Below are 14,906 nucleotides of genomic sequence, written 5' to 3' on the forward strand. Positions count from 1 at the left end.
GGGGAAAATAACCGTTTCGTTTCAACCTGGTTGCGAACAGTGAATATTTTACACGAAGTGACTATATATAAACGGGAGGGAACATGGAGTTTGATGCCTTCTTTTTAGCGAGACTCCAGTTTGCCTTTACCGTCTCTTTTCATATTATTTTCCCCGCGATTACGATTGGCTTAGCCAGTTACCTGGTGGTACTGGAAGGTCTATGGCTAAAAACGCGTAATCCTGTCTGGCGCTCGCTCTATCAGTTCTGGCTCAAAATTTTTGCCGTCAACTTCGGGATGGGCGTGGTCTCCGGTCTGGTCATGGCTTACCAGTTCGGAACGAACTGGAGCGGTTTCTCCCAGTTCGCCGGCAGTATCACCGGGCCTTTATTAACCTATGAAGTGCTCACCGCATTCTTCCTGGAAGCGGGATTCTTAGGCGTGATGCTTTTTGGCTGGAACAAAGTCGGGCCGGGCCTGCATTTCTTGTCTACCTGTATGGTGGCGTTGGGCACGTTAATGTCGACGTTCTGGATTCTGGCGTCTAACAGCTGGATGCATACCCCGCAGGGATTTGAAATTCACAACGGTCAGGTGGTCCCGGTGGACTGGTTCGCGGTGATTTTCAACCCGTCGTTCCCGTATCGCCTGTTGCATATGTCCGTTGCGGCGTTTTTAAGTAGCGCGATGTTTGTCGGCGCGTCCGCTGCCTGGCATTTACTGAAAGGTAACGATACGCCGGCTATCCGCCGTATGTTCTCGATGGCGTTATGGATGGCGGTCGTGGTGGCGCCCGTTCAGGCATTGATTGGCGATATGCACGGCCTTAACACCCTGAAGCATCAGCCGGTCAAAATTGCCGCGATTGAGGGGCACTGGGAAAATACGCCCGGCGAGCCAACGCCGCTTACGCTGGTAGGCTGGCCGGATATGGAGGCGGAACGGACCCGCTATGCGCTTGAGATCCCGGCGTTGGGCAGTCTGATCCTGACGCATAGCCTGGACAAACAGGTGCCTGCGCTAAAAGATTATCCCAAAGAGGATCGCCCCAACTCTACCGTGGTGTTCTGGTCTTTCCGTCTGATGGTGGGCATGGGCGTACTGATGATCTTCCTGGGGCTGGCCAGCCTGTGGCTGCGCTACCGACGCCGCCTGTATCATTCGCGGCCCTTTATGCACTTTGCGCTTTGGATGGGGCCGTCCGGGCTTATCGCCATCCTTGCCGGATGGGTGACGACTGAAGTAGGACGTCAGCCGTGGGTGGTTTATGGCCTGCTGCGAACGCGTGATGCGGTTTCCGCGCACAGCACCTTGCAGATGAGCATCAGTTTGCTGGCCTTCTTTGTGGTCTATTCCCTGGTCTTTGGGGTTGGCTATATTTATATGATTCGCCTTATCCAGAAAGGGCCGCAGCCGGCGGAGACACCGACCGCTGAAACCGATGGCAGACCCGCGCGTCCTATCTCTGCCGTGGGAGAATCGCTTGAGCAGGAGAAACGCGAATGACCATCGATCTTCCGGTTATCTGGTTTGCTATTATCGTGTTCGCCACGCTGATGTATATCGTAATGGATGGGTTCGATCTGGGCGTCGGTATCCTGTTTCCGTTTATTCGCGATAAACACGATCGCGATGTTATGGTGAACTCGGTCGCGCCGGTATGGGACGGGAACGAAACCTGGCTGGTGCTGGGCGGGGCCGGGCTTTTTGGCGCTTTCCCGTTGGCTTATGCCGTCATCACCGACGCGCTGACTATCCCGCTGGTGGTTATGCTGCTTGGTCTTATCTTTCGCGGCGTCGCTTTTGAATTCCGTTTTAAAGCCACCGAGTCGCATCGCGCGTTCTGGGATAAATCCTTTATCGTCGGGTCAATCCTGGCGACCTTTGCCCAGGGGGTTGTGGTGGGGGCGGTGGTGAGCGGTTTTCAGGTGGAAGGGCGAACCTTTAGCGGTTCGCAGCTTGACTGGCTGACGCCGTTTAATCTGTTCTGCGGCGTCGGTCTGGTTGTCACCTACGCGCTGCTGGGCGCTACCTGGCTGATTATGAAAAGCGAAGATCCGCTGCATAGCCGGATGTGCGCGCTGTCGCGCCCGTTGTTGATCGTCTTGTTGTTGGTGATGGGAGGCGTCAGCGTGTGGACGCCGCTCACCCACGACGACATCGCCGAGCGCTGGTTCACGCTGCCCAATTTATACTACTTCCTGCCGGTGCCTGTGCTGGTGTTGGCTTTTAGCGTCTGGCTATGGCGCAGCGTGAAAAAACCAGAATCCCATGCGCGTCCATTTATTCTCACGCTAGGGTTGATTTTTCTGGGGTTCAGCGGGTTAGGCATCAGTATTTGGCCGAATATTATTCCACCGGATATTTCGCTGTATGCCGCCGCCGCGCCGCCGCAAAGTCAAAGCTTTATGCTGGTTGGGGCGCTGATAATCATCCCGATTATTCTGGCTTATACCTTCTGGAGCTACTACGTCTTCCGTGGAAAAGTGCGACATGGAGAGGGATATCACTGATGGTTAAAGTGAAAAAATGGTCGCGGCGAGTCGTATGGATGGTCGCGATATGGTGCGCCAGCGTGCTTCTGCTGGCGGGCGTCGGAATGTTATTCAGACTGCTCATGACCTCCGCAGGATTTCGCTCCTGACTGATACTCCCCGGACGCGCTTTCGTCTCTCGCGAAAGCGCGTTTTTATCGACAGATCGGCGTTTATCGATCACCTTTGCTCGCCTTATCTCTCCCCTCAACAGCGGTTGATAATTATTCTCATCTTTATTGTCGTTCCCGGGCCGCAGTGATATGGTTACACAGTGGCTAACGCTCTGGTATAACGCAGATAAACGGTATTGATAATGTCTCCGATCTCCTGTCACTCTTCCGCCGCCCCGGCGATGAAAAAGATCTTTTCCGTCAGCGACTTCATCGCGTTTGGCGAGCGTTATGGCATTGATTACCGCTTCCCTGCGTTACCGCAGTATACGCAGAGTAGTCCCGTACTTCATGGCGATATCGAAGAGATAGCGCTTCCCGGCGGGATTTGCATTACACGCTCGGATGTTCACGTGTTACAACCTTATGAAACCACCTCTCGCCATAGCAGTCCGCTGTATATGCTGGTGGTGCTGGAAGGTAACGTTGCGCTGGCTGTCAATGAGCAGACCTTTTTGTTGAGCGCGGGGATGGCGTTTTGCTCTCAACTGAGTGAGCAGCAGACGATACGCGCCCATCACGGCGCAGACAGCAAATTGCGCACCTTATCGCTGGGAATGTACCCGGACGGCGGGTGGCGGGAGCGTTTGCCTGTCTCGCTGGCAGACGAGTGGGAACGTAGCGCGGCCTCGGCGAGGGTCTGGCAGGTGCCGGAGTTTCTGCTTTCAGGGCTACGTTATGCGCAGCAGCCCGGACCTCATGCGGCGTCACGCCAGTTAATGCTGGAAGGCATCATGCTGCAATTGCTGGGCTATGCGCTAAATCTATGTCAGCCCGCAACGCAAAAACGCGGGCTTCCCGTCACCGGTGAATACCAGCGGCTGGAGCTCATTCGGCGTTTACTGGAGCAGACGCCGGAAAAAGCCTACACGCTGAACGAACTGGCGCGTCGGGCGGCAATGAGTCCAAGTAGCCTGCGGTGCAAGTTTCGCCATGCCTATGGGTGTACCGTGTTTGATTATCTGCGCGATTGCCGCCTGGCGCGCGCGCGTCGTTATCTGATGGAGGGATACAGCGTGCAGCAGGCCGCCTGGATGTCAGGCTATCAACATGCCACAAACTTTGCGACGGCATTTCGTCGGCGTTATGGCTGCTCGCCCGGCGAGCTGCGTGACGCGTCTCTGACGGCGTCCCGCCACTGTGCGTAACGCGCCCCGCCAGAACGGTAATATCCGCCGCTAACCCGGTTTTCTGCCGCTTTGGGTGATTTTTTATCATTGCGCATAGGCAATCTGGCGTTACGCATAGTGGTCCGTCATCTCTAAAAGGTAATAATTCTTATTTACAATAAAGATGCCTTTGGAGATGTTCATGTTTGCGACAACGCGTATGGCGCTATTGATAGGCGGAGCTATCGGCGGCGCGACTTTTCCTCTTTCTGCCCAGGAAACCACAAAAAATGATACCGTCATTGTCACCTCGCCCGTTCAGAGTGGCGCGACCAAGCTGGCGACGCCAGATATTGAAACGCCGCAGTCGGTATCCATTATTACCCGCCAGCAGTTTGAAGAGCAGGGCGCAACCAGCGTGCGTCAGGCGGTCAGCTACACCCCAGGCGTATACAGTAATCAGATAGGCGCCTCTAACCGCTTTGATTACATCGTATTGCGTGGTTTTTCGGACGGTAGTCTGGATAACGTCTATCTCGACGGGTTAAAAATGATGGGCGACACCAATTCGCACAGTTCGTTGGTGATTGACCCCTGGTTTCTGGAAGATATCGAGGTGGTACGCGGCCCGGCGTCCGTTCTGTATGGACGTTCATCGCCAGGCGGCATTGTCGCGTTGACGTCGCGAAAACCGGCGTTTGATGCCGGGGGAGAGGTGAAGCTGTTTGCCGGCAATCACAACCAGCGCGGGGCGGCTTTTGATGTGACCGGCCCACTGGATGACAATGAACGTGTGGCGGCGCGTCTTAGCGGCATGACACGTTACGCCGATTCGCAGTTTACCCCCTTGAAAGAGGAACGTTATGCGCTGATGCCGAGCCTGACCTGGCGAATTACCGATCGGACGCGTCTTGATCTTATGGCCTATCTGCACCGTGATCCGGAAGGCGGTAGCCACTCCGGACTGCCTTATCAAGGCACGGTTGTACCTTATAACGGCGGAAAAATTTCTAACACTTTCTTTGAAGGTGAAGATGACTACGACAAATACGATCGCCGTGAAAATATGGTGGGTTATAACATTGAGCATCTGTTCGATAACGGCTGGTCGGTACGGCAAAAATTGCGCTATTTGCATACCAAAGTGACGTTGAATCAGGTCTATGCCGCAGGTTGGTTGAATGAAACGGCGCTGAATCGCGGCTATTCCGGCTCCGGGGAGAAAATGTCGGCTATCGCGCTGGATAATCAGCTCGACGGCAGCGTGGATACCGGGGCGATTAATCATCGTCTGCTGGTGGGGATCGATTATCAGGATCGCAGTAATCATACTACTGGCTATTATGGCGCGTTTCCGCCGATTGACGCTTTCAGCCCTGTTTATGGCGCTCAGCCGGATTACATTACGTTGTATAGCCGTGAAAAACATAAGCTGCGGCAGACCGGATACTATTTACAGGATCAGATGTCATGGGATCGCTGGCGCTTTACGTTGGGCGGTCGTTACGATCGGGTCAGCGTGTCTAACATCGACAAACTTCATGATTCACGCAGCGATCTCGATAAAAACAACGTCAGCACCCGTGCCGCGTTGCTTTATCTGTTCGACAATGGCGTCGCCCCCTATCTTAGTTATTCTACCGCGTTTACGCCGACCAGCTTCGCCGACGAAAACGGCAATGTGCTGGAACCGATGAAAGGCAAGCAGTGGGAGGCGGGGGTAAAATACGAACCGCTGGGGGGGAATAGCCAGTTTAGCGCCGCCGTGTATCGTATTAACCAGACAAATATCGCGACCAAAGAAGAACCTACCGATCCGTACCGCTCGATTGGTGAAATTGAGTCTAAAGGGGTGGAACTGGAGGCCATTAGCCATTTGTCGGATAGCGTCCGTTTGCAGGCGGCGTATACCTATACTGATATCCGTTATAAGAAAAGTAGCCCGCAAGAGCAGGGTAAGCGCGCGGTTTATGCTCCACGAAACCAGGCCAGCGCCTGGCTAAGTTACGATGTGAAAAGCGGTCTGTTAGAGGGGCTGACTTTGGGCTCCGGCATTCGGTACGTCAACGGCGTGACCAGCGATCGCCTGAATACCCACACGTTGCCGTCCTATACACTGGTCGACATGGTGGTTGGGTATGATTTATCCAGCATTGGGTTAAATGGCTTGAGCGCCCAGCTCAACATAAATAATCTGACGGACAAACGCTATGTCGCTGCCTGTAATTCGCTCTCTTATTGTTATTTTGGCGCCGAGCGTAGCATTGTAGGCAGCGTTTCATGGGCGTTTTGATAACGCTTATCGTCCGGTAGCAAAGGCTACCGGACAAACATTAGCGGTGCGTCACGCCTTCATAGAGAAGTCTGAGCGCAAACATCCCGATAATGGCGCCGATAACACGGCTGGCAATGCGCTGTATACGCCCGTAAGCGCGGCGGACTGCGGGAAGCGAAAAGGCCTGGCTGAGAAAAATACGCCAGATAACGGATGACAGCACAATTCCGGCCCAGGCCATTAACCTCGCCCATGTGGGCGTTTCTGCGCTAAGCGTTACGGAAAAAATACTGATAAAAAACAGTACGGTTTGCGGATTGGATAAATCGGTCATTAATCCCCGGCGAAAGAAAATTGTCCACGGGGCGGCAATCGGCGTCTGGAGCGTGCTCATTTGCGGCGTCGCCTGGTGGCGAATACTGTTCCAGGCGAACCATAATAAATAGGCGCCGCCGACAATTTTGATAAGAGAAAATACCGCTTCGCATTGCGTAATGAGCGTCGCCAGACCGAAAAGCCCCAGCCCGGAATAAAAGGCGTCTCCCGTGGCGACGCCCAGGCCGGTGATGACTCCCGCCCGGCGTCCTGATGCGAGGCTGGTTTGCACCACCACAAACAGATTCGCGCCGGGATTAAAAAAGGTTAACACAAACAGACTGACGGTAAGCACAACGGCATGAAACGGCTCCATAGACAACTCTTCCCATAGCCTCAAGAAATAACGTTCATCTTATTAATAGTCAAACCAGATGATTGCGAGTGAGATCACAAAGCAGGGGCGTTTTAATCCGCGTTGTTACGCCGACTGAGCGGGGGCTGACTGGATTTTTCCAGCAATCTACACTACTTATTTAATCAGTCCGAACGGCCTTTTTGTTCTGATAAAGCGATGATGGCGTAATAATAAAACGAGGGTTTTGCTATGAAAACTGGCTACAAGGTTATGCTTGGCGCATTAGCGTTTGTCGTGACAAACGTTTATGCCGCAGAAATCATGAAAAAAACGGACTTTGATAAAGTCGCCTCCGAATACACGAAAATTGGCACGATTTCCACCACCGGGGAAATGTCGCCGCTGGACGCCAGAGAAGATTTAATCAAAAAGGCGGATGAAAAAGGAGCGGATGTGGTGGTGCTGACGTCCGGGCAGACAGAAAATAAAATTCATGGTACGGCTGATATTTATAAAAAGAAATAAAAGCGTTGCATCATAAAAATACCCGCCTGGGTTTCCGGCGGGTATTTTTATTCCAGGCAACCGGCATCCGTTTTGCCGGATGACGGCCTGCAGTAAACGTAGCGCCATCAGGCATTCAGGACGCTGTCATTTGTCTTAATTATCCGACTGGTCTTTGGCACCTGCTTTTAAACGACGCCACAGAGTGGTGCGGCTAATCCCCAGATAACGCGCCGCCGCGGTCTTATCGCCCTTAAAGCGCGCCAGTACATCCTGTAACGTGTGCGCATCCACGGTTGAAGGCGTCAGCTCTGCTGTGTTCACCATAAGCTCAGGTAATAACTGCCGCATAAATTGCCTGTCCAGCGTTGGCGCGGGATCGACGCTTAAAAAAAGCGCCAGGCGCTCCATCATATTACGCAGTTCGCGAATATTACCGGGCCAGCGCCAGGCCAGCAAAAGCGGCTGACACTGTGTCAATCCATGACGTATCGATTCGGTAAACGGAATTTCCATCGCCGCCAGCGACTGTTTTAAAAAGCTTTCCGCCAGCGGCAAAATATCAGCCTGCCGCTCGCGCAAAGGAGGAAGCGTCAGACGCAGAATACTCAGGCGATAAAAGAGATCGGGGCGAAAACGTCCTTGCATTATCTCCCGATCCAGATCGCAATGCGTAGCGCTGATCACCCGGACCTCCACCGGGATCGGCTGGTGTCCGCCGACGCGAGTGACGGCTTTTTCCTCCAGTACGCGCAAAAGTCGGGTTTGTAAGGGCAAGGGCATTTCGCCGATTTCATCCAGAAACAGCGTGCCGCCGTGTGCGATTTCAAATAGCCCCGCCCGGCCTCCTCGTCGTGAACCGGTAAACGCGCCCTCTTCATAACCAAATAGTTCCGCCTCCAGCAATGACTCGGTAATCGCGCCGCAATTGACGGCGACAAAGGGAGGGGATGGCTTATTCTGACGGTGAGGCTGGCGGTGAAAAAACGTCTGGTGAATCGCCTGCGCCGCCAGCTCTTTTCCGGTCCCTGTTTCCCCCTGAATCAGCACTGCCGCACGGGAGCGGGCATAGAGCGTAATCGTCTGGCGGAGCTGCTCCATTTGCGGCGACTGGCCGCGTATATCGCCCAGTTCATACCGGGTTTGTAATCCCTTGCCGGATGGGTAATCCACGCGCTGTCGCCGTGTCAGACGGGTCATATCCAGCGCATCATGAAAAGCCTGACGAACGGTCGCCGCGGAATAAATAAAGATGGCGGTCATACCCGCTTCTTCCGCCAGATCGGTAATTAATCCCGCGCCGACGACGGCCTCAATACCGTTGGCCTTAAGTTCGTTAATTTGCCCGCGCGCGTCCTCTTCGGTGACATAGCTTCGCTGTTCAAGACGGACGTGAAACGTTTTCTGAAAGGCAAGTAAAGCCGGAATGGTCTCCTGATAGGTCACGATACCGATAGACGAGGTGAGCTTTCCCGCTTTCGCCAGCGCCTGTAATACATCGAATCCGCTGGGCTTGATGAGGATCACCGGTATTGACAGGCGGCTTTTTAAATAGGCCCCATTCGAACCCGCCGCGATAATCGCGTCGCAGCGCTCGGTCGCCAGTTTTTTGCGAATGTAGGTCACCGCCTTTTCAAAGCCGAGTTGAATAGGCGTGATGGTCGCCAGATGATCGAATTCCAGGCTGATATCCCGAAACAGTTCGAACAGACGCGTTACGGAGACCGTCCAGATCACCGGTTTATCGCTATTATCGCGCGGAGCGCTGTGAGCAGTCGTCATCGCAGTAGGCTCATCTTTAAGGGGCGATTTTTTGTTTTAAACATGTTTCATAAATGTTGCAATGAAACAGGGTGATTCGTTTCATGAAACGTTAGCTGACACGTTTTTCTTTTCCCTTAATCGCGCTTATTCATAACAGGAATGACTGTAATCACCTGTTTTTAAATCTCATTGTATTTAATTTTCTCGCAGCCTCTTTGCCTGGCATAGCCTTTGCTTTGGTGAATACATTCTGAGTAACAATTTACTAACATGAGGACGAGATATGTCTTTACATTCGCCGGGGCAGGCATTTCGCGCCGCGCTCGCTAAAGAGAATCCATTACAAATTGTCGGCGCTATTAATGCCAACCATGCTCTGTTGGCCCAACGGGCCGGGTATCAGGCTATCTATCTTTCTGGCGGCGGCGTAGCGGCGGGCTCGCTCGGACTGCCGGATCTGGGGATTTCGACGCTGGATGATGTGTTAACCGATATCCGGCGCATCACGGATGTTTGCCCGCTGCCGCTGTTGGTGGATGCGGATATTGGCTTTGGCTCCTCCGCCTTTAATGTCGCGCGGACGGTAAAGTCCATAGCCAAAGCGGGCGCCGCCGCGCTGCATATTGAAGACCAGGTTGGCGCTAAGCGCTGTGGACACCGTCCCAACAAAGCGATCGTCTCGAAAGAGGAGATGGTAGACAGAATTCGGGCGGCAGTGGATGCGCGCACCGATCCGAACTTTGTGATCATGGCGCGTACCGATGCGCTGGCGGTGGAAGGGCTGGAGGCGGCTCTCGATCGCGCGCAGGCTTACGTGGACGCGGGGGCTGACATGCTGTTCCCGGAGGCGATCACCGAACTGTCGATGTACCGCCAGTTCGCCGACGTGGCGCAGGTGCCGATCCTCGCCAACATCACTGAGTTTGGCGCGACGCCGCTGTTTACGACCGACGAGTTGCGCAGCGCAAACGTGGCGATGGCGCTCTATCCGCTGTCGGCGTTTCGCGCCATGAACCGCGCCGCAGAAAAAGTCTATACCGTGCTGCGCCAGGAAGGGACGCAAAAGAACGTGATCGACATCATGCAGACTCGTAACGAGCTGTACGAAAGCATCAATTACTACCAGTTCGAAGAGAAGCTGGACGCGCTGTACAGGAATAAAAAATCGTAGCCTGTAGGCCTGATAAGGCGAAGCCGCCATCAGGCAATGCCGGATGGTACTACGTTTATCCGGCTTACACGCCTCAATACCCTACACATTAAAAAAATGACGAGGACACTATGAGCGACACCACGATCCTGCAAAATAATAACCATGTCATTAAGCCTAAAAAATCGGTCGCGCTTTCCGGCGTACCTGCCGGAAATACCGCTCTGTGTACCGTGGGAAAAAGCGGTAACGATCTGCACTATCGCGGTTACGACATTCTCGATCTGGCGGAGCACTGCGAATTTGAAGAAGTCGCGCATTTACTGATCCACGGAAAATTACCGACCCGCGACGAGCTGAACGCGTATAAAAGCAAATTAAAAGCGCTGCGCGGATTACCCGCCAATGTCCGTACCGTTCTGGAAGCGTTACCGGCGGCTTCGCACCCGATGGACGTGATGCGTACCGGCGTTTCCGCGCTGGGCTGCACCCTGCCGGAAAAAGAGGGACATACCGTCTCCGGCGCGCGCGATATTGCCGATAAGCTGTTGGCCTCGCTCAGCTCTATCCTTCTTTACTGGTATCACTACAGCCACAACGGCGAACGTATTCAGCCGGAAACCGACGATGATTCCATCGGCGGCCATTTCCTGCATCTGCTGCATGGTGAAAAGCCAACCCAAAGCTGGGAAAAGGCGATGCATATTTCGCTGGTGCTGTATGCCGAGCATGAGTTCAACGCCTCGACGTTTACCAGTCGGGTGATTGCCGGGACCGGCTCGGATGTCTACTCCGCGATTATCGGCGCGATTGGCGCGCTGCGCGGCCCGAAACACGGCGGGGCGAATGAGGTGTCGCTGGAAATTCAACAGCGTTATGAAACGCCGGACGAGGCAGAGGCGGATATCCGTAAACGCGTGGAAAACAAAGAGGTGGTGATTGGCTTTGGACATCCGGTTTACACCATCGCCGACCCGCGCCATCAGGTGATTAAACGGGTGGCGAAACAGCTTTCAGAAGAAGGCGGCTCGCTGAAGATGTACCACATCGCCGACCGTCTGGAAACGGTGATGTGGGAGACCAAAAAGATGTTCCCGAATCTCGACTGGTTTTCGGCGGTTTCCTACAACATGATGGGCGTCCCTACCGAAATGTTCACCCCGCTGTTTGTCATCGCCCGCGTTACCGGCTGGGCGGCGCACATTATTGAACAGCGTCAGGACAACAAAATTATTCGTCCTTCCGCCAATTATACCGGGCCGGAAGATCGTCCGTTTGTCTCGATAGACGATCGTTGCTAACTCACTCTTATTAAAAATAAAACGCAGGAAACGTACCCTATGTCTACCCAAGAACTGAACATCCGCCCGGAATTTGACCGCGAAATCGTCGATATCGTGGATTACGTGATGAACTACGACATCACCTCAAAGGTGGCGTACGACACTGCGCATTACTGCCTGCTCGACACGCTCGGCTGTGGTCTGGAAGCGCTGGAATACCCGGCCTGTAAAAAATTGCTTGGGCCAATCGTGCCAGGCACGGTGGTGCCCAACGGCGCACGCGTGCCGGGCACCCAGTTTCAGCTCGATCCGGTACAGGCAGCTTTTAACATTGGCGCGATGATCCGCTGGCTCGATTTTAACGATACCTGGCTTGCCGCCGAGTGGGGCCATCCTTCCGATAACCTCGGCGGTATTCTGGCGATTGCGGACTGGCTGTCACGCAACGCCGTCGCCGCCGGCAAAGCGCCGCTGACCATGAAACAGGTATTGAGCGGGATGATCAAAGCCCATGAAATTCAGGGCTGTATCGCGCTGGAAAACGCCTTCAACCGTGTCGGGCTTGACCATGTGCTGCTGGTCAAAGTGGCCTCGACCGCGGTGGTCGCTGAAATGCTGGGGCTGACGCGCGATGAGATCCTCAACGCGGTATCGCTGGCGTGGGTGGATGGGCAGTCGTTGCGCACTTATCGTCATGCGCCGAATACCGGTACGCGCAAATCCTGGGCAGCGGGCGATGCGACTTCGCGCGCGGTACGTCTGGCGCTGATGGCGAAAACCGGCGAGATGGGCTATCCCTCGGCGCTCACCGCCAAAACCTGGGGCTTCTACGACGTTTCATTCAAAGGTGAAACGTTCCGTTTCCAGCGTCCTTACGGCTCCTACGTGATGGAAAACGTGCTATTCAAAATTTCTTTCCCGGCAGAATTCCACTCGCAAACCGCCGTCGAAGCGGCGATGACGCTGTATGAGCAGATGCAGGCCGCGGGCAAAACGGCAGCGGATATCGAGAAAGTGACCATCCGCACCCACGAAGCCTGTCTCCGCATTATCGATAAAAAAGGTCCGCTCAATAACCCGGCGGACCGCGATCACTGTATCCAGTATATGGTCGCCGTGCCGCTGCTGTTCGGACGGTTAACCGCGGCGGATTATGAAGACGAGGTGGCGCAGGACAAGCGTATTGACGCCCTGCGCGAGAAAATCGTGTGTTATGAGGACCCGGCTTTTACCGCCGACTATCACGACCCGGAAAAACGAGCTATCGGCAATGCGATCACCGTGGAGTTTACTGATGGCTCACGCTTTGGCGAGGTTGTCGTGGAGTATCCGATTGGTCATGCGCGTCGCCGCGCCGACGGTATTCCGAAGCTTATCGAAAAATTTAAAATTAACCTGGCGCGTCAGTTCCCGACTCGCCAGCAGCAACGCATTCTGGATGTCTCCCTGGACAGAGCCCGCCTGGAGCAGATGCCGGTTAACGAATACCTCGATTTATATGTCATCTGAGCCAGCCAGCAGCAAGGCGTAAGTTCAACAGGAGAGCGTGATGTCTTTTAGCGAATTTTATCAGCGTTCCATTAACGAACCGGAGGCGTTCTGGGCCGAGCAGGCCCGGCGTATCGACTGGCGACAGCCGTTTACGCAGACGCTGGATCATAGCCGTCCACCGTTTGCCCGCTGGTTTTGCGGCGGCACCACTAACTTATGTCATAACGCCGTCGACCGCTGGCTGGATAAACAGCCGGAGGCGCTGGCGCTGATTGCCGTCTCATCAGAGACCGATGAAGAGCGTACATTTACCTTCAGCCAGTTGCATGATGAAGTCAACGCTGTGGCCGCTATGCTGCTGTCGCTGGGCGTGCAGCGTGGCGATCGCGTATTGGTCTATATGCCGATGATTGCCGAAGCGCAGATAACCCTGCTGGCCTGTGCGCGCATTGGCGCGATCCATTCGGTGGTCTTTGGCGGTTTTGCCTCGCACAGCGTGGCGGCGCGCATTGACGATGCCAGACCGGCGCTGATTGTGTCGGCGGATGCTGGAGCGCGGGGCGGTAAAATCCTGCCGTATAAAAAGCTGCTTGATGACGCTATTGCGCAGGCGCAGCATCAGCCGAAACACGTTCTGCTGGTGGACAGAGGGCTGGCGAAAATGGCGTGGGTGGATGGGCGCGATCTGGATTTTGCCACGTTGCGCCAGCAGCATCTCGGTGCGAGCGTGCCGGTGGCGTGGCTGGAATCCAATGAAACCTCGTGCATTCTTTACACCTCCGGCACTACCGGCAAACCGAAAGGCGTCCAGCGCGACGTCGGCGGTTATGCGGTGGCGCTGGCAACCTCGATGGACACCATTTTTGGCGGCAAGGCGGGCGGCGTATTCTTTTGCGCATCGGATATCGGCTGGGTCGTCGGCCACTCCTATATTGTTTACGCTCCGCTGCTGGCAGGCATGGCGACTATTGTTTATGAAGGACTGCCGACGTACCCGGACTGCGGGGTCTGGTGGAAAATTGTCGAGAAATACCAGGTTAACCGGATGTTTTCCGCCCCGACCGCGATTCGCGTGCTGAAAAAATTCCCGACGGCGCAAATCCGCAATCACGATCTCTCCTCGCTGGAGGCGCTTTATCTGGCCGGTGAGCCGCTGGACGAGCCGACGGCCAGTTGGGTGACGGAGACGCTGGGCGTACCGGTCATCGACAATTATTGGCAGACGGAGTCCGGCTGGCCGATCATGGCGCTGGCCCGCGCGCTGGACGACAGGCCGTCGCGTCTGGGAAGTCCCGGCGTGCCGATGTACGGTTATAACGTCCAGCTACTCAATGAAGTCACCGGCGAGCCCTGCGGCATAAATGAAAAGGGAATGCTGGTGATTGAAGGGCCGCTGCCGCCGGGCTGTATTCAGACTATTTGGGGCGACGATGCGCGTTTTGTGAAGACTTACTGGTCGCTGTTTGCCCGTCAGGTTTATGCCACCTTCGACTGGGGAATCCGCGACGCCGAGGGGTATTACTTTATTCTGGGCCGTACCGATGATGTGATTAATATTGCGGGTCATCGGCTGGGGACGCGAGAAATAGAAGAAAGTATCTCCAGTTACCCGAACGTAGCGGAAGTGGCGGTAGTGGGGATAAAGGACGCTCTGAAAGGGCAGGTGGCGGTGGCGTTTGTCATTCCGAAGCAGAGCGATACGCTGGCGGATCGCGAGGCGGCGCGCGACGAGGAAAACGCGATTATGGCGCTGGTGGACAACCAAATCGGTCACTTTGGTCGTCCGGCGCATGTCTGGTTTGTTTCGCAGCTCCCCAAAACGCGTTCCGGAAAGATGCTTCGCCGCACGATCCAGGCGATCTGCGAAGGCCGCGATCCGGGCGATCTGACAACCATTGACGATCCCGCGTCGTTGCAGCAAATTCGCCAGGCGATCGAGGAATAGCCGTAAGCCGGATAAGCCGCGTCC

General features: G+C 54.8%; 12 protein-coding genes and 1 pseudogene. 11 read left to right on the top strand and 2 right to left on the bottom strand.

What is annotated here, in order from left to right; genetic code table 11:
* Positions 1-83: 83 nt before the first annotated feature.
* The 6 genes and pseudogenes from NA986_RS10905 to foxA all read left to right on the top strand — a co-directional run bounded on the left by NA986_RS10905 (position 84) and on the right by foxA (position 6,090).
* Positions 84-1,487, top strand: a complete 1,404-nt coding sequence (locus NA986_RS10905) for a cytochrome ubiquinol oxidase subunit I (protein WP_000393711.1) — start codon at positions 84-86, stop codon at positions 1,485-1,487.
* On the top strand, positions 1,484-2,494 hold the full coding sequence (gene cydB / locus NA986_RS10910) for a cytochrome d ubiquinol oxidase subunit II (protein ID WP_000151047.1): 1,011 nt from the start codon (positions 1,484-1,486) through the stop codon (positions 2,492-2,494). The genes NA986_RS10905 and cydB overlap by 4 nt, the downstream gene beginning before the upstream one ends.
* Positions 2,440-2,625, top strand: a complete 186-nt coding sequence (locus NA986_RS10915; protein ID WP_305954967.1) for a DUF2474 domain-containing protein — start codon at positions 2,440-2,442, stop codon at positions 2,623-2,625. The genes cydB and NA986_RS10915 overlap by 55 nt, the downstream gene beginning before the upstream one ends.
* A pseudogene (locus NA986_RS10920) lies at positions 2,544-2,736 on the top strand (hypothetical protein). The gene NA986_RS10915 and the pseudogene NA986_RS10920 overlap by 82 nt, the downstream one beginning before the upstream one ends.
* 95 nt (positions 2,737-2,831) lie before the next feature.
* Positions 2,832-3,836, top strand: a complete 1,005-nt coding sequence (gene foxR, locus NA986_RS10925; RefSeq protein WP_000074609.1) for a ferrioxamine uptake transcriptional regulator FoxR — start codon at positions 2,832-2,834, stop codon at positions 3,834-3,836.
* Between the two features lie 145 nt (positions 3,837-3,981).
* Positions 3,982-6,090: a ferrioxamine B receptor FoxA gene (gene foxA, locus NA986_RS10930; protein WP_109138296.1), complete on the top strand. Its 2,109-nt coding sequence runs from the start codon at positions 3,982-3,984 to the stop codon at positions 6,088-6,090.
* Between the two features lie 40 nt (positions 6,091-6,130).
* On the opposite strand, the gene NA986_RS10935 is transcribed toward foxA, so the two are convergent.
* Complete coding sequence (locus NA986_RS10935; protein ID WP_000433131.1) at positions 6,131-6,763, bottom strand: LysE family transporter; 633 nt, start codon at positions 6,761-6,763, stop codon at positions 6,131-6,133.
* A 231-nt stretch (positions 6,764-6,994) separates the two neighbouring features.
* Here NA986_RS10935 and yahO point away from each other — a divergent pair, with 231 nt between their 5' ends.
* Positions 6,995-7,270: a DUF1471 family periplasmic protein YahO gene (gene yahO, locus NA986_RS10940; protein ID WP_000848026.1), complete on the top strand. Its 276-nt coding sequence runs from the start codon at positions 6,995-6,997 to the stop codon at positions 7,268-7,270.
* A 135-nt stretch (positions 7,271-7,405) separates the two neighbouring features.
* On the opposite strand, the gene prpR is transcribed toward yahO, so the two are convergent.
* The gene (prpR, locus tag NA986_RS10945; RefSeq protein ID WP_070793888.1) at positions 7,406-9,031 is read right to left on the bottom strand and encodes a propionate catabolism operon regulatory protein PrpR; all 1,626 of its coding nucleotides are present in this window, start codon (positions 9,029-9,031) and stop codon (positions 7,406-7,408) included.
* A gap of 265 nt (positions 9,032-9,296) precedes the next feature.
* On the opposite strand from prpR, the gene prpB reads away from it, so the two are divergent.
* The 4 genes from prpB (at position 9,297) to prpE (ending at position 14,882) form a co-directional block, all read left to right on the top strand.
* The gene (gene prpB, locus NA986_RS10950; protein WP_000052223.1) at positions 9,297-10,184 is read left to right on the top strand and encodes a methylisocitrate lyase; all 888 of its coding nucleotides are present in this window, start codon (positions 9,297-9,299) and stop codon (positions 10,182-10,184) included.
* A 110-nt stretch (positions 10,185-10,294) separates the two neighbouring features.
* Complete coding sequence (gene prpC / locus NA986_RS10955; protein WP_001285878.1) at positions 10,295-11,464, top strand: bifunctional 2-methylcitrate synthase/citrate synthase; 1,170 nt, start codon at positions 10,295-10,297, stop codon at positions 11,462-11,464.
* 39 nt (positions 11,465-11,503) lie between these two features.
* Complete coding sequence (locus NA986_RS10960) at positions 11,504-12,955, top strand: bifunctional 2-methylcitrate dehydratase/aconitate hydratase (protein WP_000107076.1); 1,452 nt, start codon at positions 11,504-11,506, stop codon at positions 12,953-12,955.
* A 40-nt stretch (positions 12,956-12,995) separates the two neighbouring features.
* Positions 12,996-14,882, top strand: a complete 1,887-nt coding sequence (gene prpE / locus NA986_RS10965; RefSeq protein WP_001539265.1) for a propionate--CoA ligase — start codon at positions 12,996-12,998, stop codon at positions 14,880-14,882.
* The last annotated feature ends 24 nt before the right edge of the window (positions 14,883-14,906 follow it).

Origin of the sequence: Salmonella sp. NW177 (assembly GCF_051811585.1) — a bacterium.
GTDB lineage: Bacteria > Pseudomonadota > Gammaproteobacteria > Enterobacterales > Enterobacteriaceae > Salmonella > Salmonella enterica.

What these genes read in the sequence shown, in the direction of transcription:
- NA986_RS10905 (WP_000393711.1), top strand. Translation starts at nt 84, where the DNA reads ATGGAGTTTGATGCCTTCTTTTTAGCGAGACTCCAGTTTGCCTTTACC.
- cydB (WP_000151047.1), top strand. Translation starts at nt 1,484, where the DNA reads ATGACCATCGATCTTCCGGTTATCTGGTTTGCTATTATCGTGTTCGCC.
- foxR (WP_000074609.1), top strand. Translation starts at nt 2,832, where the DNA reads ATGTCTCCGATCTCCTGTCACTCTTCCGCCGCCCCGGCGATGAAAAAG.
- foxA (WP_109138296.1), top strand. Translation starts at nt 3,982, where the DNA reads ATGCCTTTGGAGATGTTCATGTTTGCGACAACGCGTATGGCGCTATTG.
- NA986_RS10935 (WP_000433131.1), bottom strand. Translation starts at nt 6,763, where the DNA reads ATGGAGCCGTTTCATGCCGTTGTGCTTACCGTCAGTCTGTTTGTGTTA.
- yahO (WP_000848026.1), top strand. Translation starts at nt 6,995, where the DNA reads ATGAAAACTGGCTACAAGGTTATGCTTGGCGCATTAGCGTTTGTCGTG.
- prpR (WP_070793888.1), bottom strand. Translation starts at nt 9,031, where the DNA reads ATGACGACTGCTCACAGCGCTCCGCGCGATAATAGCGATAAACCGGTG.
- prpB (WP_000052223.1), top strand. Translation starts at nt 9,297, where the DNA reads ATGTCTTTACATTCGCCGGGGCAGGCATTTCGCGCCGCGCTCGCTAAA.
- prpC (WP_001285878.1), top strand. Translation starts at nt 10,295, where the DNA reads ATGAGCGACACCACGATCCTGCAAAATAATAACCATGTCATTAAGCCT.
- NA986_RS10960 (WP_000107076.1), top strand. Translation starts at nt 11,504, where the DNA reads ATGTCTACCCAAGAACTGAACATCCGCCCGGAATTTGACCGCGAAATC.
- prpE (WP_001539265.1), top strand. Translation starts at nt 12,996, where the DNA reads ATGTCTTTTAGCGAATTTTATCAGCGTTCCATTAACGAACCGGAGGCG.